The organism is Pseudomonas sp. URMO17WK12:I12 (assembly GCF_000514395.1).
Classification (GTDB): domain Bacteria; phylum Pseudomonadota; class Gammaproteobacteria; order Pseudomonadales; family Pseudomonadaceae; genus Aquipseudomonas; species Aquipseudomonas mucoides.
The window spans coordinates 22,335-43,957 of record NZ_AZVV01000012.1 but is presented as its reverse complement, the minus strand read 5'-3'; the positions used below and the strand labels follow the sequence as shown (position 1 = coordinate 43,957).

The window sequence follows — 21,623 nt, the reverse complement described above, 5'->3', positions numbered from 1 at the left end:
AATCTTCCAGCCAACCGACGATCAAGAAGCACAACGTTCCTGGAGGAATTGATGAATAGCTGGTTCGGCAATATCAGCGTGAACATGAAACTGGGCCTGGGATTCGGCCTGGTCCTGGCATTGACCTGCGTCCTGGCCCTGACCGGCTGGACAAGCCTGGGCAGCCTGATTGACCGCAGCAACTGGATGAGCGACATCACCCAGCTCAATGCCGGCCTGACCAAGCTGCGCGTCGTTCGCCTGCAATACATGCTGACCAACGGCGACGAAACCGCCGCGCAGAACGTCCAGACCACCCTCGACGCCTTCTCGGCTCAGCAACAAGCGTTGCTGTCGAAATTCAAGAGCCCGGAAAACCTCAAGTTGCTCAAAGAGCAAGGCACCGTCATTGCGGCGTACCAGACCTCGCTGAACAAAATGCGCAGCGCCTACCGCACCGGCAACAGTGCCCGCGACACCATGGGCGCCAATGCTGAAACCGCCAGCACACTGATCGAAGCCATCAGCAGTCGCGTGCAGCAAATGCCGCTGAGCGATCAACGCTTCGAGCAATTCCAGGCCATCACCGCCGCCAAGGAAGCGTTCATCCTGGCCCGCTACGAAGTGCGCGGTTACACCGCCACCACCAATGCCGAGACCGAGCAAAAAGCCGTCGGCCAACTGGACGCCGCGATCGCCAGCCTCAAACCACTGAATGCGCAGTTTGCCGAGACTCAGCAAGACGCCTTGCGTCAGCTGGAAACCGCGCTGGTTGCCTACCGCAGCGCCTTGCAGTCGTATAAAGCGGCCAACGCCGATGCGGTGCAGGCGCGCAAGGAAATGACCGACCAGGGGGCCGCCATCGTGACCCTGAGCGATCAGCTGTATCAGATCCAGCTCGACCGCCGCGACGCCGAAAGCACCCAGGCACGTACCCTGCAATTGATCAGCACCTTGCTCGCGTTACTGGTCGGCGTGATTGCCGCCGTGATCATCACCCGTCAAATCACCGGCCCGATCCGCGACACCCTGGCCGTGGTTGAACGCATCGCCAGCGGCGACCTGTCTCAGGACGTCAAAGTCACGCGCCGTGATGAACTTGGCGTGTTGCAGCAAGGCATCGCGCGCATGGGCGTGACCCTGCGCGACCTGATCAGCGGCATCCGCGACGGCGTCACGCAAATTGCCAGCGCCGCCGAAGAACTGTCGGCCGTGACCGAACAAACCAGCGCCGGGGTGAACAGCCAGAAGATCGAGACCGATCAGGTCGCCACCGCCATGCACGAGATGACCGCCACGGTGCAGGAAGTCGCGCGCAATGCCGAAGAAGCGTCGCAAGCCGCCGCCGCGGCAGACGGTGAAGCCCGCGAAGGCGACAAAGTGGTCAACGAAGCCATCGCCCAGATCGAGCGTCTGGCCAGCGAAGTGGTGCGTTCCACCGAAGCCATGAGTGTGTTGCAACAGGAAAGCGACAAGATTGGCAGCGTGATGGACGTGATCAAGGCCGTCGCCGAACAGACCAACCTGCTGGCGCTCAACGCCGCGATTGAAGCCGCGCGCGCCGGTGAAGCCGGTCGTGGTTTTGCGGTAGTGGCCGATGAAGTGCGGGGCCTGGCCCAGCGCACGCAGAAGTCCACCGAAGAAATCGAAGGCCTGGTGGCCGCCCTGCAAAATGGCACGCAACAAGTGTCGGCGGTCATGAACAACAGCCGCGCCCTCACCGACAGCAGCGTCGCGCTGACCCGCAAGGCCGGTGTATCGCTGGAAAACATCACCCGCACGGTGTCCAACATCCAGTCGATGAACCAACAAATCGCCGCCGCTGCCGAACAGCAAAGCGCCGTGGCCGAAGAGATCAGCCGCAGCATCATCAACGTGCGCGACGTGTCCGAACAGACCGCCGCCGCCAGCGATGAAACCGCTGCGTCGAGCGTTGAACTGGCGCGGTTGGGTGGTCAATTGCAGCAGATGGTCAGCCACTTCCGCGTTTAAGTCGCCGTCTTGATCATTCCCACGCTCCGCGTGGGAATGCCGCAACGGACGCTCCGCGTCTGCTTCTCAATGTGACGCAGAGCGTCACGGGCTGCATGCCCACGCAGAGCGTGGGCATGATCAAATGTCGCCACTCACCGAGTCCCGCGCTGACGCAATGCCGATGGCATGAAATACGCGTCTTCCGGCACTGGTTGGGCGAAGTCCACGGTGGCCGGTTCTTCGTTGTCCAGGTTCTGCACGTAGTAACGGCGCGCCTGCAAGTCATGGAAAACGTCCAGCGCACTCCAGGTGGTGGGCAGGTCGTAGAAATTTTTCAGGTAGGCCATCGACACCCGCCACAACTCCCCTCGCCCGTCATATTGATCCACCAGTGCGGCGCCCCAACTGTCCTCGTCGAGAAACAGCACACGCTTGGAATAGATATGCCGCGAGCCCGGCTTGAGCGTGCCTTCGACCACCCAGACCCGATGCAGCTCATAACGGGTGAATTGCGGGTTGAGGTGGCCCGGTGTGAGCAACTGCGCGTACTTCACATCAGGGCTGCCGACTTTGTAGTTGTTGTACGGAATGTAGACCTCTTGCTTGCCCTTGAGCTTCCAGTCGTAGCGGTCCGGCGAGCCGTTGAACAGGTCGGTATCGTCCGCCGTGCGCAGGCCGTCGGATGAGGCGATCGGCGTGTCATACGCCAGGTTAGGCGCACGGCGCACACGACGTTGGCCGGCGTCGTAGACCCAGGCCTGACGCGGGTCCTTGAGTTGGTCCAGGGTCTCGTGGATCAACGCCGCACCACCGGCCAGCCGGGCCGGGCTCTTCACGAACGCCAGGTAGTAAAACAGGATGTTTTTCAGGTCGGCAAACTGTCCGCCCGGGCGGTAATAGTTGAAGAGCCCTTCCTGCTGCGAGGTCACCAGCGCGAAGCTGCCGTTGCGCTGCACCGGCGCTTCGGAAGCACGCCGCACCACATAGATACCGCGATAACGGGTGATGTGGTTCCACAGCACTTCGATCCCGTCCTTGGGCACCGGGAACGGCACACCGCCATAGGCATCGGCAAACCCGCTGCCGCCTTCGAGCAGCTTGGCCGAGGTCGCATTCTTGAAGGTATTGTCGTACAGCCACTGCGGCGCCGAACCCGACCGGCGCGAGGGATAAACCGGCATCTGGAAGGTGTCGGGGTAGCTGTTGAACAGGGCGACCTGACCCGGGCTGAGGTGGGCCTTGTACTGATCAAGGTTGGCTTTGGTGATGGTGAACAGCGGCTTGTCCGCCGCGTACGGGTCCGGGTGGTGTTGACCGGGTTTGTAGCCGGCCGGCGCCTGAGTGATACCGCCGGCCCACGCCGGAATGGTCCCGGCGGCGTTGCCGGCACGCTCGGCGCCCAGCGGGGTCAGGGTGGTTTTCAGTTGTTCGGCTTGCTGGGGCGAGATGGCGGCCAGCGTGCTGCCGGCGGCCAGGCTCAGGATTAGCGCCAGTGTGGTTTGGGTCAGTCGTGAAGTGTGAAACATCATCGTTCTCCGAAAAAATCCAGCAGGTCTGCAAAACACAGCAGATCCCTGTGGAGCGAGCTTGCTCGCGATAGCGGCCTGCCAGACGACATCTGTATTGGCTGTGCCGCCCTCATCGCGAGCAAGCTCGCTCCCACAGGGGTTTTGTGTATGGCGCTTACAAGAAGTACTTGAGGTTGAAGCCGACGTTGTCGCGGTCACGCAGGCCGTTGTCCTGCCCGCCGCCGTAGAACTCGGTGTATTGCAGCTCGGCCTCCAGCTTGTTCTGGTAGTTGGCCTTGATCCCCAGGGTGTAGGCCTTGCGGCCCTCGATGGTGTTGCCCGCCTGATAACTGTTGCCCTGGAAGTCGTCCTTGTAGACGACGTAAGGCGAGACGTTGACCCCGGCATACACGTCGTTCCAGGTGCCGTTGATCATCGCGGTGTAGCTGTAGGAGTCGCGGTTGACCTGGTCGGCACGATCACCGCCGGACACATAGGAAAAGTTGCCGGTGCCCGCGTAGTAACGCGTGCTGCCGTCATAAGCGGTGTAATGCAGGCTGCTGCCGCGCAGGTGCTCGGACGCCAGTTCGAACACCCCGAACATCGAGTCGAACGACAAGCCCGGGCCAAAGTTGTAAATGGTGCCCAGGGAGGTGTTGAACGCTTCCACTCGCTCGGCGTTATTGATCTGGCTGGCGAGCGTGACCTGCTGACCGCCAATGTTGATGGTCTGACCGGCTGCTGCGGCGGCAGCGCCGTTGGCCAGGTCGCCGATCAGGTCGTTGGTGGCCGCAACGCCGATGGGCAGGTTCGGCCGATAGGCCACTTCACCGAACACCGATGCCTGGCCCAGGGTGGTGTTGAAACTGAAGCCGTACATGCGGATGTCTTCGGCGTAACGGCGATGCGCCTGGATATTGCCCAGCACATCCACGGTCGCCAGGCCGTTGGCCAGTTGCCCCGCCTGACTGCCGGCGACACCGGTCAACAGGTTGGTCAGGGCATTCATGTCGATGCCTTTGTACCCACCCAGATCGGCGGAAATGGTCGGTTCCTTGGCGTGGTAATTGACCATGTACACGCCGAACTCGGTGCTGTTGAGTTGTTCGGCGATGTAGCGAAACGCGAACCCGAACTGGCCGTCATTGCGCGCGTTGTAATCCTTGCCGACCGAGGCCACTTTGACGGTATTGCCGAAGGTCGGCGTGACCCCGCTGGCGTAGAGGCCGGTGGTGCTCAGGGTCTGATTGAGCAACGGGTTGTTGCCCAGCGCGCTGTACAAACCGATCACGTTGCCAAAGCCAGGCACCGGAGTGTCCAGCGCGGTATCGGTAAAGTTGTTGTAGCCGGTGTTGCCGCCATCGGCGAACAGGTCCGTCTGCGAGTAGAACGTACCGACCGGGTCGATGCGGGTTTCCTTCCAGTTGGTCTGGTAAAAACTTTCCATGGTCAGGGTGTCGGTCAGGCCGATGTTGAAGCTCAGCGCTTCCACCGGCACCAGCACTTCCTTGACTTCAGCGCCGGGCAAACGGTACTTGGCGGCGTCCACCGGATTGGTGGTGTTAATCCCGCCACGGTAGAAAATCCCCTCGCCCCAGTTGAACACCTGACGGCCGATACGGGCCGTGACCGGCATCTGCGCGACCTCCCAGTTTCCATAGAGGTAAGCGTCGAGCATCTCCACCCGGCTGCCAGCGATATCGCGGGTCTGGCCAGTGAAGTGGTCGTCCTGCGGGTAACTCTGACTCGGTTGTGAGGGGTTGTTGTTGCGGTAGTAATCGTTGCGCTTGTCCATCAGTTGGGTGTCATAGAACGCGGTGCCGCGCATGAACATCCCGTAGTTCTGATAGTTGGCCTCAAGTTCCGAGGTGATCTTGTACACCTCGGAAACCAGCCCGGTGTCGAAGTTGCGATTGCCGTCGTTGGTGTTGACGTCGTCGTTGTTCTTGTCCCGGCCCTGGACCCGCCACAAGCGGCCATAGGACAACGTGCTGTCGAACGAGCCGGTGACCTGATTGTCCAGCACACTGAATTCCTCGGCCTGCACGCCGTCGACTGCGCACAGTTGCAGCAGCCCTGCCAGGCCGACGCCGGGGAGCGCCGCGCCAGACAGGCGAAATCGGGTTCTCATGATCTGTTCCTCTTCCCTGGTTTTATTGTTTTTATGCTGCCTGTGTGAGTAGGCGACGTTGCCGCGATGGCTATGGCGCCAATCCCGCATCGACATATATCCGGCTGTGCGCACCGAAATGCCCCAGCAGTTTGAACAGCTGTTGGTTCAGAGCCGGATGGTCGAAGTCTTCGCGCTGCACCTGGTTACCGGCGCTGAAATCGCGGGTGATCGGGGCGGTCTCCAGCCACTGCCCGATGGCTTCATCAAACGCTGCGGATTCGTCGGTGGACTCGGCGCTCACCACTTCGCGCAGGTAGTCGACCGAGTACGGTGGGTAACCGGCGTCCTGTGCAGAGTCCGTGTAAGCGTCGAGCATCGGATGTGCCTGGCCGGCGCGCAGCAGGCGCCGAAGCCAGGTCGACTGATACTTCTCCACTTCCGTGTGCCGGGTGGCGACCCGTTCAATGGCGGCATGCTTGTCGGCATCGAAGCCGGCCAGCGCCTTGCTTTCCAGCAACAGCAGACTCGCGAGCTCGACGCCGGGCAGTGCTTTGGCGTGATAAGGCTGGGTCAGGTCCTGAACGTGGTGCAGGCCCCAGCCGAGAAAACGATAACCCCAGTAAGGATGGCCGCTGGCAAACGCCAGTCGCGCCAACCCCATGTATTGGTAGGCGCGCCAGTCCGGCCAGCTGCGCTGAAGAAATCCGGCCGCGGCATACACCACCGCACTTTCATGGAAGAACCCCATATGAAACGGCGCCTGGGAACTGTACGGAAACCGCGCATCGCCGAAAGGCTGCGGGCCGAAGCCGTACAAGGCGCCCAGCTCGCCTGGGTTGTCGTTGAACAGGTTGATGTCGTGGCCGTAATCAGGCTCCTCGGCGGCGCTGGCCAACACGGCCAGGGGCGATACTTTTTCACCGTCCGCCACGCGGATGAAACGCTGGCGATTCCACGGCGACAGGGTCTGTTCAACCATGACCTGCTCGGCCTTCAGGTGTTCTCGCTCGGGCAGGTCCTTGCCGGGCATCGGCTGGATAACCATCGTCAGATAAATCCGCGGATTGATCCGCAGCGCGGTGAGGAAGTCATGGCGCAGATTGTCCCCAGGCATGGCGGGTAATTTCAGGTTGTCGGGGCGCGGCGGGTAGTGGGCGAAGTGCTCACGGGCGAAGCGTTCCTGTTCGTCCAGCAGCGCAGAAACGGCCGGGTATTGATGCGCGAGAAACTGCTCCAACGGCTCAACCTCGACCTGCGGGGCATCGCGCAAGGCCGGCAGATCCTGCAACGCCAGGTAGCTGCCGACCGTATGGTTGGACCAGCCCCACGCCATCGGTGCCGTTCCACAAAGCAGCAACAGGAGGAATGTCAGCTTCATTGCTTTTGGTTCTTATTGGATGAGCAGTGGGGTTGAGCCTAACAACCGACCCTGCCCCTGACACTGTCCAATCTCACCAGAAAAGTTCTCCGATAGCGCCACGCCCCGGTGCAGAAAACACCGAAGATCATTGTGGGAGCGAGCTTGCTCGCGATGCGGGTGTGACAGTCAACATCGATGGTGACTGACGCGCCGCTATCGCGAGCAAGCTCGCTCCCACAGGGATTTGAGGTGGTCGGCTAAGCGGGGTAACCCGTGATTTTGCGGATGCTCTGGTACAACGGCTTGAGCTGGCGGTACATGCGCAGGTAAACCTCTTTGTACAGTCGCTCATAAATCTGCTGCGCCTCGGGTTGCGGCATGAACACTGCCCCCACCCGAGTCATGGCCGCGATCGCCGTGGGAAAATCCGCGTGCAGACCCAACCCCACCGCGCAGCAAATTGCCGCGCCCAGACCGGACGCCTCATAGACATGCGGACGCTCGGCCGGCAGGCCAAAAATGTTCGCCGTGAGCTGCATCGCCGCATCACTCTGGGAACCACCACCGGCAACGCGCAAACGCTTGACCGAGATGTTCGAACGTTTCTCGATCTTCTCCATGCCCTGGCGCAAGGCATACGCCAGCCCCTCGAGGATCGCCCGGTAAATGTGCGCGCGGGTATGCACGTCGCCGAAGCCGATCATCGCACCCTTGGCTTCCACCCCCGGCTCACGGATACCCGGCGACCAGTAGGGTTGCAGCATCAACCCCATCGACCCCGGCGGCACGGCGTCGACCAGCGCATCGAAGAGTTGCTCGGGTTCGATGCCCTGCGCTTTGGCCTGCTGCATTTCCCGCAGGCCGAACTCGTTCTTGAACCAGCTGACCATCCAGTAGCCGCGATAAATCATCACCTCGCAGTTGTATTGATCCGGCAATGCGGACGGGTAAGGCGGAATCAACGGGACGATTTCCAGGTAGCGCGACCGGGTGCTGGTGATCGTCGCCGTGGTGCCATAGGACAGGCACACCGTGTCTGCATCGACGACGCCAGAACCGACGACTTCGCAGGCCTTGTCGGCACCCGCCGCGATCAGCGCAATCCCCTCGGGAATGCCCGTGTGACGGCTGGCTTCAGCGGTGATGAAACCCAGGGTTTCACCGGGTTTGTGCAGGCTCGGCAACTGCTCGGGCCGCACCGCCAGCGCCTGCCATTTCCAGTCGCTGGGCGCGGCCCATTTCAGACGTTTGAAATCGAACGGCAAGTAGCCAACGCAACAGCCCACGGAATCGACAAAACGCCCGCACAGGCGATGAGTCAGAAACCCCGAGAGCAGCAAAAACTTGTCGGTCGCCGCCCAGACTTCAGGCTGGTGGCGGGCGATCCAGTTGGCCTCGGCCTGGGCGCGAAAATAATCCACGGTGGCTTGCGCGCCGACCAGTTTGAACAGCCAGCCCCACGGCCCCTTGATCCCGCCTTCGACTTCGCTCTGGCGTTGATCGAGCCAGAGGATCGCCGGGCGCAACGGCTTGCCTTGGGCGTCGACGTTGATCACCGTGCCGCGCTGGGTGGTCAGGGACACGCCGGCAATCTGTGAGCGATCGATACCGGTTTGCTGCCACACCTGCTGACAGGCCTCGCCCAGTTTCGCCCAGTAATACTCCGGGTCCTGCTCGGCCCAACCGGGTTGAGACGAATAATAGGCCTGCAACTCGACCTTGCCTTTGCCCAGCAAATTACCCTGCAGGTCGAAGAGCAACGCGCGCACGCTCTGGGTGCCATTGTCGATGGCCAACAGGTAACGCTTGTTCGGGTGGTTATCCATGGAGCTCTCTTCAATGGGCATGGGTCGCGCACATTCCTGAATTCTTATTTTCCGTAGCCCGTAGCCCTGTAGCAGCTGTCGAGCGCAGCGAGGCTGCGTTCGAGAACAACGTTCTCGCAATCCCTGCCCCCGAAGTTTTTCTGAAACACCAGGGTGGTGGTTTTGCGACGGCTTTGCCGCCGAACGCAGCCTCGTTGCGCTCGCCAGCTGCTACAGGGTTACGGGTGCTCAACGCGACTGCCGGGTAAACCGTGGTGGCGTTGCCATAACGCCTGATAGCGCTGCAACTCCTGCTGCCAACGCTCATCATCCCAACCGAGTCGTGGCTGGCAGAGTTGGCGGATGGCCGCAAAGTATTCCTCGCCACCGCGCGGCAGCAACAGGCCCAGACGGGTTCGACGCAGCAGCAAGTCATCCAGGTGCAGCACCATTTCCGTCTCACAGGCAAACGCCAGTTCCGCCCACAAGGTGTCCGTGGCGCCCACGCTGTCATGACCCAATTCCGCGATCAGTGTCGCCAGCCTCGGCAGGTCACGGCCATGTCGCCCGGCCAGGCGCCGCCACTGGTTGCCACAGAGCCCTGGAATCGCCAGCGGCGGCACCACGGCAAACACCGGCGCGGCGTCATCATTGAAGGGGCGGTCGAGCATGCTCGCGCAGGCCTTGAGCACTTCGATGGCCTGCGGGCGAAAGGTGGTCAGCTTGCCGCCGGCCAGGGTCACGCAACCCGGCTCCTGCCACAGTACATGCTCGCGGGTTTCATTCGAGGGTTTGCCTTGAGGTTCACCTGCAGGGCTGCCCACCACCGGGCGCACCCCGGACCAGGTCGACAGCACATCCGCGGCGACTACTTCGGCTTGGGGAAATTGTTGAGTGCAGGCCGCCAGCAGATAGTCGAGTTCTTCGGCACTGATACTCGCACTCTGGTCCAGATCGCCCTGATGATCGAGGTCCGTGGTGCCGACGACCGTCGCGCCCTCCCAAGGAAAAACGAACACCGGCCGACGGTCGCGCTCGTGCAGAAAAGTGAAGGCTTGCGCCACCGGCAGGCGCCAGCCCGGCAGCAATAAATGGCTGCCACGCAACGGGCGCAACTGACGCGGGGCATCAGGCAGGCGCAAGCGCTCGGCCCAGGCACCGGTGGCCACGGCCAGCACAGCACAATGCAATTGCATCGACGCGCCACCTTCGCAGTCTTCCACCTGGACCCCGCAAACGCGTCCTTCCTTACGCAGCAATTGCTGCACGCGCACGCCGTTAAGCACCACGGCGCCATCGGCCCGGGCCTCCCCCAATACGCGCATCACCAAACGGGCGTCATCGGTCAGCGCATCGACAAAACAGGTGCCGCCCAGCAGGTCATGTTCCTTTACCCCCGGCGCCAGATAACGCAGTTGTTGCGCGTCATGGAAGCGATGGCTACGCCGTCCCGCCAGCGCGTCATAGATCGACAACAACCCTCCCAGCACTCGCGGTCCGGGAAAGCCGCCACGGTAATGCGGCATCATGAAACTCATCGGCTCCACCAGCCCCGGCGCTTCGTCGAGCAGGCGCTGGCGTTCGCGGACCGAATCGCGGGTCAGGCGCCACTGACCCTTGGCGATGTACCGCAAACCGCCATGGACCATTTTCGAGGATCGGCTGGAGGTGCCCCAGGCAAAATCGCGTTGCTCCAGCAGCAGGCACCGCCAGCCACGACGCGCGGCTTCGCGCAGGATACCGGCGCCGCTGATGCCGCCGCCGATGACGATCAGGTCCCAGGTTTCCTCCGCCAGCGTCGGCAGCATTTGCTGGCGCCACGCGGCGTTCCAGTTCGGGCTCATGGCCGTCACTCCGGCAACAACGTGCCGGGGTTCAGGCGCCCGGCCGGATCAAAATGCCGGCTCAGCGCCTGCAGGGTGTCCATCGCCAGCACGCCCTTCTCGCGCAGCAGGTACGGCGCGTGGTCCTTGCCCACGCCGTGCTGATGACTGATGGTGCCATGGTTGTCGACGATGGTCTGACTGGCCGCGTGCTTGAGCGCCTGCCAGCGGGCCAGGGTCGCGGGATAGTCCGCCGCCGGGCGAAACACATAGGTGGTGTAGATGCTCGAGCCTTCACCGTAGACGTGGGACAGGTGAGTGAACACGTGCACCCGTTCACCTTCAGCCGCCAAGGCGTCGCGCAGGCTGGCTTCAATCAGGGTCAGGAGGTTGTCGACGTTGCTCCAGTCGGTGGCCGTTTCGAGTGTGTCGACCACATAACCGGCGTTCCACAAGTTCTCGCGCAGGTAGGGAAAACGAAAACGGTTCTGCGCCCACTTCTTGCCGAGCAAGGTGCCGGTAAACACCCCGCCGAATGCCTTGAGGTGCTGGCGGGCCTGGCTCAGGGACAGCGCATTTTGCCGGCGATTACCGGTCACGCCGAACGTCAGCAGGCATTTGCCTTCACCGGCACCGCGCAGCGACAGGTATTTTTCCAGCCAGGCGATCTGCTGCGGATGACCGGCCAACGCCAGTTGGGTTTCGGTTTCCACCGCGTTGGACAAGCGCAGCATCGACAGCGGAACCCGCGCCTGGGCCAACTGACGGATGGCTTGCAGCGCCTTGGTCCAGCTGGGCAGAAACACACCGTAGAAACGTTCATCGGCGGGCAATGCGCTGACCCGAACCTTGACCTCGGAAATAATCCCGAATCGGCCCTCGCAACCCAACACCACTTCGCGCAGATCGGGCCCGGCGGCCGAGGCCGGGAACGTGGGGATTTCCAACGGCCCGGCAAAGGTTTCCAGAGTCCCGCCGGCGAACAGTTGCTCGATACGCCCGTAGCGCAACGATTGTTGGCCACTGGAGCGACTGGCGACCCAACCACCGAGGGTCGACAGCTCCCACGACTGCGGAAAATGCCCCAGCGTATACCCCCGGGCGCGCAACTGACTTTCCACCTGCGGCCCACTGGCGCCAGGGCCGAAGGTGGCCAGCAAGCTCTGTTCGTCGAGGTCCAGCAGGCGATTCATCCGGGCCAGGGACACCGTGACCACGGGCCGTGCGGAATCCGGTGGATTGATATGCCCGGCCACCGAAGTGCCGCCGCCATAAGGAATCAGGCACACGTCCTGTTCATGAGCGAGCGCCAGTAACTGGCGGATCTGTTCGGCCGTCTCGGGAAAGGCCACGGCGTCGGGATAATTCCCCAGCGCGCCTTCACGCAACGCCAGCCAGTCCGGCAGGCTCTGCCCCCGGGCATGCAGCAAACGATCGTGCGATTGCACGCTGTATAAGGCGTGTTCCTGCAACCGCGAGGCGGGCACACGGGCCAATGCCGCCTCCAGCGTGGCATCGGGCAGCGCTCGACCGTCTCCCAGCCGCTCGGCGAGAAAACTCGCGCCTTGTGCCGGCAGTTCGACCACCGTGGTTGCATCTCCCCAGCCGTTCCAGCGTCGCATGCGTGTGTCCTTTTGCGGTTCTTATTGGTGATATTTCAGGCCCCCATACTAGTCAGCTGCCCGAAAGTGTCACGGTCGCATCCGGCCAGTTCGAGTAGCCAATTGAGTCAAACGTCGCGCAAGTGTCAGCCATTTACTTTAGCCGTGGTTTCAAATTACCTTTCAGCGCATTCATCCGCGCACGCGGGCCTTGATCAAAGGAATACGATCATGCAATCCCTGGGCTTCACTTCCGTTCCGCCGCTGCTCAAATACCTGCGTCATGCCGAACAGCTGGGCATGGCCATCGAGCCTGCGTTGGCGGCGGCCGGGTTGCAGGCGCAGCAGTTGAGTGACAACAGCCTGCGGTTGCCGGGTGAGGCCCATGAACGCTTGCTCGATTATTTCTGCGAACACTCGGGCGATCCGCTGTTCGGTCTCAACGCCGCGCATTTTGTGTTGCCCAACTCCTGGAGCGTGCTGGGTTACATCACCATGAACTGCGCGACCCTGGGTGATGCCATGAGCCGCATCATGCCGTTCGAGAAACTGGTGGGCGACATGGGCGTCAGCCGCGCCGAAGTGCAGGACAGCAACGTGCACCTGATCTGGACCTGCCGCTATCAACGCCCGCGCATTCGCCGGCACCTGGTCGAAAACGTGCTCGGTTCCTGGTTGCAATACGCGCGCTGGATCGCGGATACACAGATGTCACCGGCCGCCGTCTGGCTGGAACATGCACTCCCGGCCGAGGCGACGCTGGCGCAATACGAGCAGTTCTTCGATTGCCCAGTGCTGTTCGACCAACCTTATTCGGCGCTGATAGTGCCGTTGCCGTATTTGCAGTTGCCGTTGCGCCAGGCCGATGCGCAATTGCTGCGCACCCTGGAAGAACATGCGCAGGGGTTGATGGCCACACTGGAGGACGCGTCGCTGGAGCAGCGGGTCAAAAGCATCCTGCGTCAGTTGCTCAAGGAAGGCCTGCCACGCAAGGAGCAAGTGGCCGAGCATCTCGCCGTGTCGGTGCGCACGCTACAACGCCAGTTGCATCAGGCCGGCACGTCGTACCAGCAAATCCTCGATGACCTGCGCCAGGAACTGGCCGAGCATTACCTGCTCAACAGCACGCTGCCGATTCAGGACATCGCTCAGTACCTGGGTTTCACCGAACCGCGCTCGTTTCACCGTACGTTCAAGAGCCGGCGCGGGATGCCACCCGGCGAGTTTCGCCAGACTTACCGGGTGTGACTGCTCGCGAAAGCGTCAGTCGCAACAGCGCAGTAAACGTCTTTCATTGCACCTGTTTAAAGACACTCGGCGTTACGCGACAACACCCACAGATCCTTGCGCCGCTGCCTACGACTGCGCCAGAATCCGCCGGCTTGTGCGCTTGGGGGCTGCTCGGTAACGTGGATCGCGTCACTGATTCCCAGTGATCGGGTTTAGCAGCCCGGATAGTTGCCCGGCCGTACAAGTCTCATCCAGTCAGGCATTTGCCTGCGCTTGATGGTGGCTGTGCGCATGGCACCTTCGGGTGCGCCGGGTTTGGGTGACTACCGGTCTGCTAACTTGCGCACAGCTGCCACCCTTTCGTTTAGCAGCGAGATGGACGCAGCCTTATTAGAGGTTAGTCCCCCATGTTCAAAGTTACGCCAAACCCACCGGACACCGATCCGGCATCCCCCTACGAAACACCGGAATCAAAGAAATTCCACGAAGCCGCCGAGCGCGCACTCAATCACTATTTGGGCCCTCCGGCCTCCCACGTCATGACAAAGCCCTACCAACCCAATCGCCTCTACATGGCCAACCCGGCGTCCGGCACCGAACCCTTGCTGACCGATGCCTGTGAAACCCTGGGCTCAGCCACCGTCATGCTCAACGACTTCGCCGCGTTGCTCGAAGGCTCGCACCGCAAAACCGCGCAAGGTATCGCCCAAGTGGTGATGGTGGCGGAAATGGCGGTCAATCAAGTGCTGGATAAATTAGTGCCCACTGACTGATCACTGCTTCCACGAACGAAAAAAGCCCGCTGCCAAACCAAAAGGGTTCGGCAGCGGGCTTCTTTGTTCCGCTTACAACGTTTGCGCTCAGAGGCTGATCGCGTTGGTGAACACCAACCGGTTACCGAACGGGTCGGCAATGGTCATGTCCTGGCTGCCCCACGGCATGGCCTGAATCTGCGGGTGCGAAAACGTGTATTCCTTGGCAATCAACTGTTGCTGGAACACCTCAAGCTCATCCGTCTCGATCCGCAAGGCCGAACCCGGCGTCGCATCGCCGTGGTGTTCGGACAGGTGCAACACGCATTCGCCGCGAGACACCTGCAAGTACAACGGGAAGTTCGCTTCGAAACGATGCTGCCAGTCGATCTTGAAGCCGAGGAAGTCGACGTAGAACTCTATCGCTTTCCGTTCATCGAAAATCCGCAGGATCGGGGTGGTTTTGCCGAAGCTCATAGGAGTGTTCTCGCCAGTGGGAAGGGCCCGTGTTCAGCGGGCCATGTGTCTGGTTCAAATGATCGGATCAACGCAGCGTCTTGAGCGCGAGATCACTGTAGTAGAAGCTGTTCTTGCCAGTGCGCGCAAAGAAGAAGTAACCATAATCCGACAAGTAATAGTAGGTATTGAGCCGTTTGTACTCATCGTCTTTTTTACTGCAGGTCAACTCTTTGGCTGAACCGCTCAAGGTGACATTGAGTTCGCTGGCCGGCAGCTCGCGAATGACGGTGCAATCGTTACTGTCTTGACGCTCCTCGACTTTGCCGAACAGTGTGTTGGTGCTGCGGACCGTCGCGTTGTAGTTCAACCGCTCGTTGATCGGCATATGCTGCCAGTCGCCGGTGAAACTCAAGTTGATGACACTGGAACTGTCTTTCATCGAAGGGCCCTTCGAGACGCCGAATCGACTCAATTTCGCCAGATCGAACAGTCCGTGAAAGGACACTGCATCGCTCTCGTAATGGGTCCCTGACAAACGCAGGGTCATCTGCTGCGAAGCGCTATCGATACCGATAAAACGCTCTTCACGCATGTCCGTGGTCTTGGCCTTGTAAGTCGACTGTCCTGCCACTTCCACATAGCTGAGCGGTTTAACGGCAACCGGCATGTTCAGGTTTTTGATGGCCGATGCGACAGCAGGGGAAAGCGGCGCCAGGGTCACTGGCGCGGTTTTCTTCGCACGGGCAACGAACTTCGGAAGTTGCGCTGCCGACTCCGGTTTATCGCAGGCCAATTTGAACAGCTGGTTATAGTCGTCGTTGCTGCCGCTAATCGCCGTGGCCGTCAGTGCAACGGCATCCTGGCCATCTGTAACGGTGTTGTTGGCGTCCAGATCGTATCCCGCCACCACGCGATACGTCTGCTTGCCACAATCGACCGCATACCGCTCGCGTTTCTGGGCATAGGGCGCGTCGTAGGGCGCATCAAAACCAATCAAAGGATTATCGTAGGCCGCCCAGAATCTCAGTTCGGCACCGTCCTTCTTGAGGCTGTTGCGATCAATCAATACCCATTGATCCTCGCCGCTGCCTTTGACGACACGCCAATCCGAGGCTGGAGTACTGGCACACGCCTTGATGAAATCCGGGTTGCTTTTCAGCACCCCGAGCACGTTGGCCGGAACCGCTCTGCCCGTCGAATACTGGTGAGCATTTAGACCTGGATACATCCGGCCGCCACCGCCCAGATAGAGCAAGGTGGCCCGATCAGATGTACAGGAAGCTTCCATTTGAAATACCAGCCCTGCCGCCGCCTGGGCATTGCCGGAATGGCTGATCTGGAAACTCAGGACATCGCCTTCACGCATGATCGAATCACTGACCAGAGGCTTCGACAGAACGCCGTTGAACAACGTCTCGGCTTCCGCCGCCCGGCGTGCCTGTGGGCTGACACAACCCGCTAATAACGTAACGGCAACGAACAAACAAATGCGGTACATGAAACTCCCTGGGCGACGCACGCCAAAATCCACTGAATGTCAGCGCTTCGGCTTGGGAGTGGCTTTCTTTAATCGCAATGTGCCATCAGTACGACGGTCCGCAAAAAATGCTTACTGAAACCCGCCCCGCAAATCCCCTTCCCGCGCCAGAAACCGCCCTTCCCTTTTACCGTTCGCCTGCCCGTCGCTGTAACTCAACACGCCGTTGACCCACACGCCGTCAATCCCTTCTGCCGCTCGTTGCGGATCGTTGAAGTCCGCCACGTCGCGAATGGTCAGCGGATTGAACAACACCAGATCCGCCCAATGCCCTTCACGGATTTCTCCGCGCGCCTTCAAGCCAAACCGCGCCGCCGACAGCCCGGTCATTTTGTGTACCGCGGTGTGCAGCGGAAACAACCCGACATCGCGACTGAAATGTCCCAGAACCCGTGGGAATGCGCCCCACAAGCGTGGATGCGGGAACGGGTCTTCCGGCAATCCGTCAGAGCCGACCATCGATAGCGGATGCGCGAGGATTCTTCGTACGTCTGATTCATCCATTCCGTAGTACACCGCGCCCGCCGGTTGCAATTGGCGGGCGGCGTCGAGCAATGACAAGTTCCACTCGGCGGCGATGTCCATCAGGTCGCGACCGCCCATTTCAGGGTGCGGGGTGGACCAGGTGATGGTGATGCGATGGGCATCGGTGACTTGTTTGAGGTCCAGCGTCGAAGAACTCGCCGCATAGGGGTAACAGTCGCAGCCCACCGGATGGGTTTTCGCCGCGTGTTCGAGGGAGGCCAGCAATTGCGGACTGCGCCCCCAGTTTCCGGCGCCCGCGCATTTGAGGTGGGAAATGATCACCGGGGATTTCGCATGTCGGCCGATCTGGAACGCCTCGTCCATGGCCTCTAGCACCGGTTCGAACTCACTGCGCAAATGGGTGGTGTACACCGCACCGAATGCCGTCAGCTCTTCGGTCAGTTGCATCACTTCTTCGGTGGAGGCCGAAAAGGCGCTGGCATACGCCAGGCCTGTGGATAAGCCCAATGCTCCGGCCTCCAGGCTTTCGCGCAGTTGCTCGCGCATCGCACTGATTTCGTCTGGCGTGGCGGTACGAAACAGGTCGTCGAGGTGATTGCTGCGCAGCGCCGTGTGACCGACCAGTGCGGCGACGTTCAGCGTGGTGTTCGCCGCTTCGACCGCCGCGCGGTAGTCGCTGAAGGTCGGATAAACAAATGCTGCGGCCGTGCCGAGCAGGTTCATCGGGTCCGGCGGATTGCCCTTCAAACTCACCGGCGAAGCGCTGATTCCGCAGTTGCCGACGATCACCGTGGTCACGCCCTGGCTGAGTTTGGGCAGCATCTCTGGCTGGCGGATCACCACCGTGTCGTCATGGGTGTGGACGTCGATGAAACCCGGCGCCAGCACGCGACCGGCAGCGTCGATTTCTTCGCTGGCAGTGGCGTCGTGCAAGTCGCCGATGCGCTCGATGCGCTCGATGCGGCCGTTCAGGATTGCCACGTCGGCGGGATAACCGGGGGCATTGCTGCCGTCGATGATCAGGGCGTTGCGAATCAGCGTGTCGTACTGCATGTCAGTCTCCCAGCGGCAAGTGATCGTCGCCGCCGCGGTAATCGTCGAGGGCGAGTTTGATCCGCCGCAGACGTTCTTGATTGTCTTCAGGATTGGCCAGCGCCAGCTCGGTGGCAAGCACGTCGATGGCCAGCAGCATGCCGTAGCGCGCCGCCGTGGGTTTGTAAATAAACGAGGTTTCGACGCCTTGCAGCGGCAACAGCACGTCGGCCAATTGCGCCAGCGGCGAGTCGGCCCGGGTGATGGCGACAATGCGGGCGCCATAACTGCGGGCCAGTTCGACGGCTTCAATGAGTTCAGGCGTAATGCCGGTCAACGAACAGGCAATCACGGCCCGGCCGGCATCAAGGCTGGCGGCGGTGACGCGCATCATTACCGGGTCGTGGCACACCGCAATCGGGTAGCCGAATCGCACCAGGCGCACCTGCAGTTCATCGCTGCACAAAGTCGAGCAGCCGCCCATGCCGAACGCGTGAATCATTCGCGCCTTGCCCAGCAGCTTCACCGCATCGGCGAAGCGCGACTCGTCGAACGCCGACAGATGCTGGCGCAAGGTCGACTCGATATCACCGACGATCTGCCCGTAAAACGCCGACTGATCGGGGGTGCCCGCCGGGTCGAGAAAGCGGCTGCCGACACCGCTGGCCTGGGCCAGTTGCAGGCGCAAGTCACGCAAGTCGCGGCAGCCCACCGTGCGGGCGAACCGCGACAGCGTGGCGGTACTGACTTCCGCCCTCAGCGCCAGCTCATCGAGGCTGGCAGCGGAGGCAAACCCTACGTCGTCGAGCATCAGGCGAGCGATGCGCCCTTCACCGGCGCTGAAGGAATCCTGGCGGGCGCGGATCTGATAAAGGATGTCCATGGCAGGCGACTCCGGTTAAATCAGGTAGGAAAGGCCCACGGTCAGGCCGAAAGCGACCACGGAAATAATGGTCTCCAGCACCGTCCAGGTCTTGAAGGTCTGGGCCACGGTCATGTTGAAGTATTCCTTGATCAACCAGAAGCCGCCGTCGTTGACGTGAGAAAAAATCACCGAGCCGGCACCGGTCGCCAACACCAGCAATTCCGGGTGCGGATAACCCAGCCCAATCGCCACCGGCGCAACAATCCCCGAAGCCGTGGTCATCGCCACCGTCGCGGAACCGGTGGCAATGCGCATCAACGCGGCGAACAGCCAGCCCATGATCAGCGGCGACAACTGAAATTCGTGGGCCAGGCTGACGATCTGATCGGTGACGCCGGCGTCCACCAGAATCCGGTTCAGGCCGCCGCCGGCACCGACCAGCAAGGTGATGCTCGCCGTGGGTGCCAGGCATTCATTGGTGAATTTTAGAATCGATTCACGGCTGAAGCCTTGGGCAATACCCAGGGTCCAGAAGCTCAGCAAGGTCGCCAGCAACAGGGCGATCACCGAGTTGCCGATGAACAGCAAGAACTGGTTGAAGCCGCTGCCCGGCGTGGAAATCAGGTTGGCCCAGCCACCGATCAGCATCAACACCACCGGCAGCAAAATAGTCGCCATGGTGATGCCGAAGCCCGGCAGGCTGTCGCGCGGTTCGCGGTCGAGGAATTGGCGCTCCAGCGGGTTTTCGGCCGGCAATTGAATGCGCGGCACGATGAATTTCGCATACAGCGGCCCGGCAATGATTGCCGTCGGAATGCCGATCAAAATCGCGTACATCAACGTCTGCCCGACCGACGCCCCATACACCTGCACCGCCAGCATCGCTGCGGGGTGCGGTGGCACCAGGGCGTGAACCACGGAGAGACCGGCGACCATCGGCAAGCCGACCATCAGGATCGACACCCCGACACGCCGCGCCACGGTAAAGGCAATCGGCACCAGCAACACAAAACCGACTTCGAAAAACAGCGGCAACCCGACCAGGAACGCGATGCAGACCATCGCCCAATGCGCGTTCTTTTCGCCGAAACGGTCGATCAAGGTCCGCGCCACCTGCTCGGCGCCGCCGGACTCGGCCATCATCTTGCCGAGCATCGTGCCCAGCGCCACCACCAGCGCGATATGCCCCAGGGTTTTGCCGACGCCCGCCTCGTAAGCGCCGACCACGCCGGACGCCGGCATCCCGGCCAGCAAGGCCAGGCCGATGGACACCAGGGTGATGACGATGAAGGGATTGAGTCGGTAACGGGCGATCAGCACGATCAGCGCAATGATGGCGATGGCGGCATACACCAGCAGCCAATAGCCGAAGGACAGGGTCATGCGGTACTCCTCGAAAGGGTCACGTCGAATGGATTGTGAAACTCTTAAAACATTTCGAGAGGTGATTTTCAAACGAGGTGAAAGTTATTTTCGTACAGGGGTAAGGGTTGTCGCTGAGAGATATGCGAGGTCGGTGAATATGAAAGTCAGGTAGGTGAATTTTCATGCTGATCGTTCCCACGCGCCGCGTGGGAATGATCTCGAGGAAGTCTCAGTCGTGATTCACCCGGGCGCGTTTCAGCAGTTTCTTGCAACGCTCCGACAGGTGCAGCACGCGCAGGTGCTTGCCGGCCTTGGTGTAGCGTTCGCGCAACGTATCCAGCGCAGAGATGGCCGAGTAATCGACGAAGCTCAAATGCCGGCAATCCAGCGTGACGTGGGCAGGATCATTGGCCGGGTCGAATTGATTGAGGAAGGGGGTGGTCGAGGCAAAGAACAGCGTGCCATGCACCCGGTAGAGTTTGCTGCCGTCGTTTTCCAGATGACTGTCGGCGTACAGCTGCCGGGCCTGCTGCCAGGCGAAGTTGAGCGCGGCGATGATGATCCCGCACAACACGGCGGTGGCCAGATCGGTGAACACCGTAATCACCGTCACCGCGATGATCACCAAGACGTCGTTCAACGGCACTTTGTTCACCACCCGCAACGAGGCCCAGGCGAACGTTTGCTGTGACACCACAAACATCACCCCGACCAGCGCCGCCAGCGGAATGCGCTCGATCAGCGGCGACAGAAACAGAATGAACAGCAGGATCAGCACCCCGGCAACCACCCCGGACAGTCGACCGCGACCGCCGGAACTGAGGTTGATCACGGTCTGGCCGATCATCGCGCAACCGCCCATGCCACCGAACACGCCAGAGACCATGTTGGCCGCGCCCAGCGCCACGCACTCACGATCCGGGAAGCCGCGGCTCTCGGTAATTTCGTCGGTCAGGTTCAAGGTCAGCAGGGTTTCCAGCAGGCCGACCAGCGCCATCAAAATCGCGTAGGGCGCGATGATGCGCAGGGTGTCCAGACTCCAGGGAATGTCTGGCAACGCAAAGCTCGGCAAGCCCCCGGCAATGTGCGCCATGTCGCCCAGCGTACGGGTCGGCAAGCCCAGCAGATACACCGCCAGCCCCACACCGAGAATCGCCACCAGTGCCGGCGGCACCGCACGCGTGAGGCGCGGCAGCAGGTAAACGATGGCCATGGTCACGGCCACCAGCCCCGTCATCATGTACAGCGGCGTACCACTGAGCCAGGTGTCACCGCTTTTGAAATGCTCCAACTGCGCCAGGGCGATGATGATCGCCAGGCCGTTGACGAAACCGAGCATCACCGGGTGCGGGACCATGCGCACCAGTTTGCCCAGTTTCAGCAACCCGAACGCCAGCATGATCAACCCGCCGAGCAACACGGTGGCCAGCAAATACTGCACACCGTGCTGCACCACCAGCGCGACGATCACTACCGCCATCGAACCTGCAGCCCCGGACACCATGCCCGGCCGACCGCCGAACAGCGCGGTCAGGGTGCAAATGATGAACGCCCCGTAAAGACCCATCAGCGGATTGAGGTGAGCCACCAGCGCGAAGGCGATGCATTCGGGCAGCAGGGCGAAAGAGGTCGTGAGCCCGGCCAGGACATCGGCGCGTAGACGTTTTGGTTTCATGAGGGAATCGCACGCAGGGAGTGACGAGAAGAAAGTGCGCGGATGGTACGGAATTGCGG

15 protein-coding genes and 1 pseudogene are annotated in these 21,623 nt (G+C 61.3%); 4 read left to right on the top strand and 12 right to left on the bottom strand.

The features are described from left to right. Window positions 1-51: 51 nt before the first annotated feature. Together D882_RS1000000133575 and D882_RS1000000133570 are read left to right on the top strand one after the other, a co-directional pair. Window positions 52-1,113: pseudogene (locus tag D882_RS1000000133575) on the top strand (methyl-accepting chemotaxis protein); the annotation flags it as partial. Further along, window positions 1,108-1,971: a methyl-accepting chemotaxis protein gene (locus D882_RS1000000133570; RefSeq protein WP_371258951.1), complete on the top strand. Its 864-nt coding sequence runs from the start codon at window positions 1,108-1,110 to the stop codon at window positions 1,969-1,971. The pseudogene D882_RS1000000133575 and the gene D882_RS1000000133570, both read left to right, overlap by 6 nt. 134 nt (window positions 1,972-2,105) lie before the next feature. Here D882_RS1000000133570 and D882_RS0117450 read toward each other — a convergent pair whose 3' ends face one another. The 6 genes from D882_RS0117450 to D882_RS0117425 all read right to left on the bottom strand — a co-directional run bounded on the left by D882_RS0117450 (window position 2,106) and on the right by D882_RS0117425 (window position 12,184). Beyond that, window positions 2,106-3,479, bottom strand: a complete 1,374-nt coding sequence (locus D882_RS0117450) for a DUF1329 domain-containing protein (RefSeq protein WP_027924412.1) — start codon at window positions 3,477-3,479, stop codon at window positions 2,106-2,108. Window positions 3,480-3,636: 157 nt separating this feature from the next. Continuing rightward, window positions 3,637-5,592: a DUF1302 domain-containing protein gene (locus D882_RS0117445; RefSeq protein ID WP_177327619.1), complete on the bottom strand. Its 1,956-nt coding sequence runs from the start codon at window positions 5,590-5,592 to the stop codon at window positions 3,637-3,639. 70 nt (window positions 5,593-5,662) lie between these two features. Beyond that, window positions 5,663-6,952, bottom strand: coding sequence for a phospholipase (locus D882_RS0117440; RefSeq protein ID WP_027924410.1), 1,290 nt, complete (start codon window positions 6,950-6,952; stop codon window positions 5,663-5,665). Window positions 6,953-7,191: 239 nt separating this feature from the next. Next, entirely contained in the window at window positions 7,192-8,760 is a 1,569-nt protein-coding gene (locus D882_RS0117435; protein ID WP_027924409.1) for an FGGY-family carbohydrate kinase, read from the bottom strand. Window positions 8,761-8,978: 218 nt separating this feature from the next. Beyond that, the gene (locus tag D882_RS0117430) at window positions 8,979-10,583 is read right to left on the bottom strand and encodes a glycerol-3-phosphate dehydrogenase/oxidase (protein ID WP_027924408.1); all 1,605 of its coding nucleotides are present in this window, start codon (window positions 10,581-10,583) and stop codon (window positions 8,979-8,981) included. Between the two features lie 5 nt (window positions 10,584-10,588). Then, a complete protein-coding gene (locus D882_RS0117425) occupies window positions 10,589-12,184 on the bottom strand; it encodes an FAD-binding oxidoreductase (RefSeq protein ID WP_027924407.1) in 1,596 nt (531 codons plus the stop codon). A gap of 210 nt (window positions 12,185-12,394) precedes the next feature. Between D882_RS0117425 and D882_RS0117420 the strand changes: the two genes are divergently transcribed. Together D882_RS0117420 and D882_RS0117415 are read left to right on the top strand one after the other, a co-directional pair. Beyond that, window positions 12,395-13,411, top strand: a complete 1,017-nt coding sequence (locus D882_RS0117420; protein WP_027924406.1) for an AraC family transcriptional regulator — start codon at window positions 12,395-12,397, stop codon at window positions 13,409-13,411. Between the two features lie 389 nt (window positions 13,412-13,800). Then, the gene (locus D882_RS0117415) at window positions 13,801-14,166 is read left to right on the top strand and encodes a DUF6124 family protein (protein ID WP_027924405.1); all 366 of its coding nucleotides are present in this window, start codon (window positions 13,801-13,803) and stop codon (window positions 14,164-14,166) included. 87 nt (window positions 14,167-14,253) lie between these two features. On the opposite strand, the gene D882_RS0117410 is transcribed toward D882_RS0117415, so the two are convergent. The 6 genes from D882_RS0117410 to D882_RS0117385 all read right to left on the bottom strand — a co-directional run bounded on the left by D882_RS0117410 (window position 14,254) and on the right by D882_RS0117385 (window position 21,564). Continuing rightward, window positions 14,254-14,622, bottom strand: coding sequence for a glyoxalase superfamily protein (locus tag D882_RS0117410; RefSeq protein WP_027924404.1), 369 nt, complete (start codon window positions 14,620-14,622; stop codon window positions 14,254-14,256). Between the two features lie 67 nt (window positions 14,623-14,689). Continuing rightward, the gene (locus D882_RS0117405) at window positions 14,690-16,102 is read right to left on the bottom strand and encodes a hypothetical protein (protein ID WP_050590208.1); all 1,413 of its coding nucleotides are present in this window, start codon (window positions 16,100-16,102) and stop codon (window positions 14,690-14,692) included. Window positions 16,103-16,213: 111 nt separating this feature from the next. Continuing rightward, on the bottom strand, window positions 16,214-17,680 hold the full coding sequence (locus tag D882_RS0117400) for a D-aminoacylase (RefSeq protein ID WP_027924402.1): 1,467 nt from the start codon (window positions 17,678-17,680) through the stop codon (window positions 16,214-16,216). Between the two features lies 1 nt (window position 17,681). Further along, on the bottom strand, window positions 17,682-18,542 hold the full coding sequence (locus tag D882_RS0117395) for a MurR/RpiR family transcriptional regulator (RefSeq protein WP_027924401.1): 861 nt from the start codon (window positions 18,540-18,542) through the stop codon (window positions 17,682-17,684). 15 nt (window positions 18,543-18,557) lie between these two features. After that, window positions 18,558-19,907 (bottom strand): gluconate:H+ symporter, encoded by a 1,350-nt coding sequence (locus D882_RS0117390; protein ID WP_027924400.1) that lies wholly within the window; start codon window positions 19,905-19,907, stop codon window positions 18,558-18,560. Between the two features lie 211 nt (window positions 19,908-20,118). After that, window positions 20,119-21,564, bottom strand: a complete 1,446-nt coding sequence (locus tag D882_RS0117385; protein ID WP_027924399.1) for a SulP family inorganic anion transporter — start codon at window positions 21,562-21,564, stop codon at window positions 20,119-20,121. Window positions 21,565-21,623: the final 59 nt, after the last annotated feature.

What these genes read in the sequence shown, in the direction of transcription:
- D882_RS1000000133570 (WP_371258951.1), top strand. Translation starts at nt 1,108, where the DNA reads ATGGGCGTGACCCTGCGCGACCTGATCAGCGGCATCCGCGACGGCGTC.
- D882_RS0117450 (WP_027924412.1), bottom strand. Translation starts at nt 3,479, where the DNA reads ATGTTTCACACTTCACGACTGACCCAAACCACACTGGCGCTAATCCTG.
- D882_RS0117445 (WP_177327619.1), bottom strand. Translation starts at nt 5,592, where the DNA reads ATGAGAACCCGATTTCGCCTGTCTGGCGCGGCGCTCCCCGGCGTCGGC.
- D882_RS0117440 (WP_027924410.1), bottom strand. Translation starts at nt 6,952, where the DNA reads ATGAAGCTGACATTCCTCCTGTTGCTGCTTTGTGGAACGGCACCGATG.
- D882_RS0117435 (WP_027924409.1), bottom strand. Translation starts at nt 8,760, where the DNA reads ATGGATAACCACCCGAACAAGCGTTACCTGTTGGCCATCGACAATGGC.
- D882_RS0117430 (WP_027924408.1), bottom strand. Translation starts at nt 10,583, where the DNA reads ATGAGCCCGAACTGGAACGCCGCGTGGCGCCAGCAAATGCTGCCGACG.
- D882_RS0117425 (WP_027924407.1), bottom strand. Translation starts at nt 12,184, where the DNA reads ATGCGACGCTGGAACGGCTGGGGAGATGCAACCACGGTGGTCGAACTG.
- D882_RS0117420 (WP_027924406.1), top strand. Translation starts at nt 12,395, where the DNA reads ATGCAATCCCTGGGCTTCACTTCCGTTCCGCCGCTGCTCAAATACCTG.
- D882_RS0117415 (WP_027924405.1), top strand. Translation starts at nt 13,801, where the DNA reads ATGTTCAAAGTTACGCCAAACCCACCGGACACCGATCCGGCATCCCCC.
- D882_RS0117410 (WP_027924404.1), bottom strand. Translation starts at nt 14,622, where the DNA reads ATGAGCTTCGGCAAAACCACCCCGATCCTGCGGATTTTCGATGAACGG.
- D882_RS0117405 (WP_050590208.1), bottom strand. Translation starts at nt 16,102, where the DNA reads ATGTACCGCATTTGTTTGTTCGTTGCCGTTACGTTATTAGCGGGTTGT.
- D882_RS0117400 (WP_027924402.1), bottom strand. Translation starts at nt 17,680, where the DNA reads ATGCAGTACGACACGCTGATTCGCAACGCCCTGATCATCGACGGCAGC.
- D882_RS0117395 (WP_027924401.1), bottom strand. Translation starts at nt 18,542, where the DNA reads ATGGACATCCTTTATCAGATCCGCGCCCGCCAGGATTCCTTCAGCGCC.
- D882_RS0117390 (WP_027924400.1), bottom strand. Translation starts at nt 19,907, where the DNA reads ATGACCCTGTCCTTCGGCTATTGGCTGCTGGTGTATGCCGCCATCGCC.
- D882_RS0117385 (WP_027924399.1), bottom strand. Translation starts at nt 21,564, where the DNA reads ATGAAACCAAAACGTCTACGCGCCGATGTCCTGGCCGGGCTCACGACC.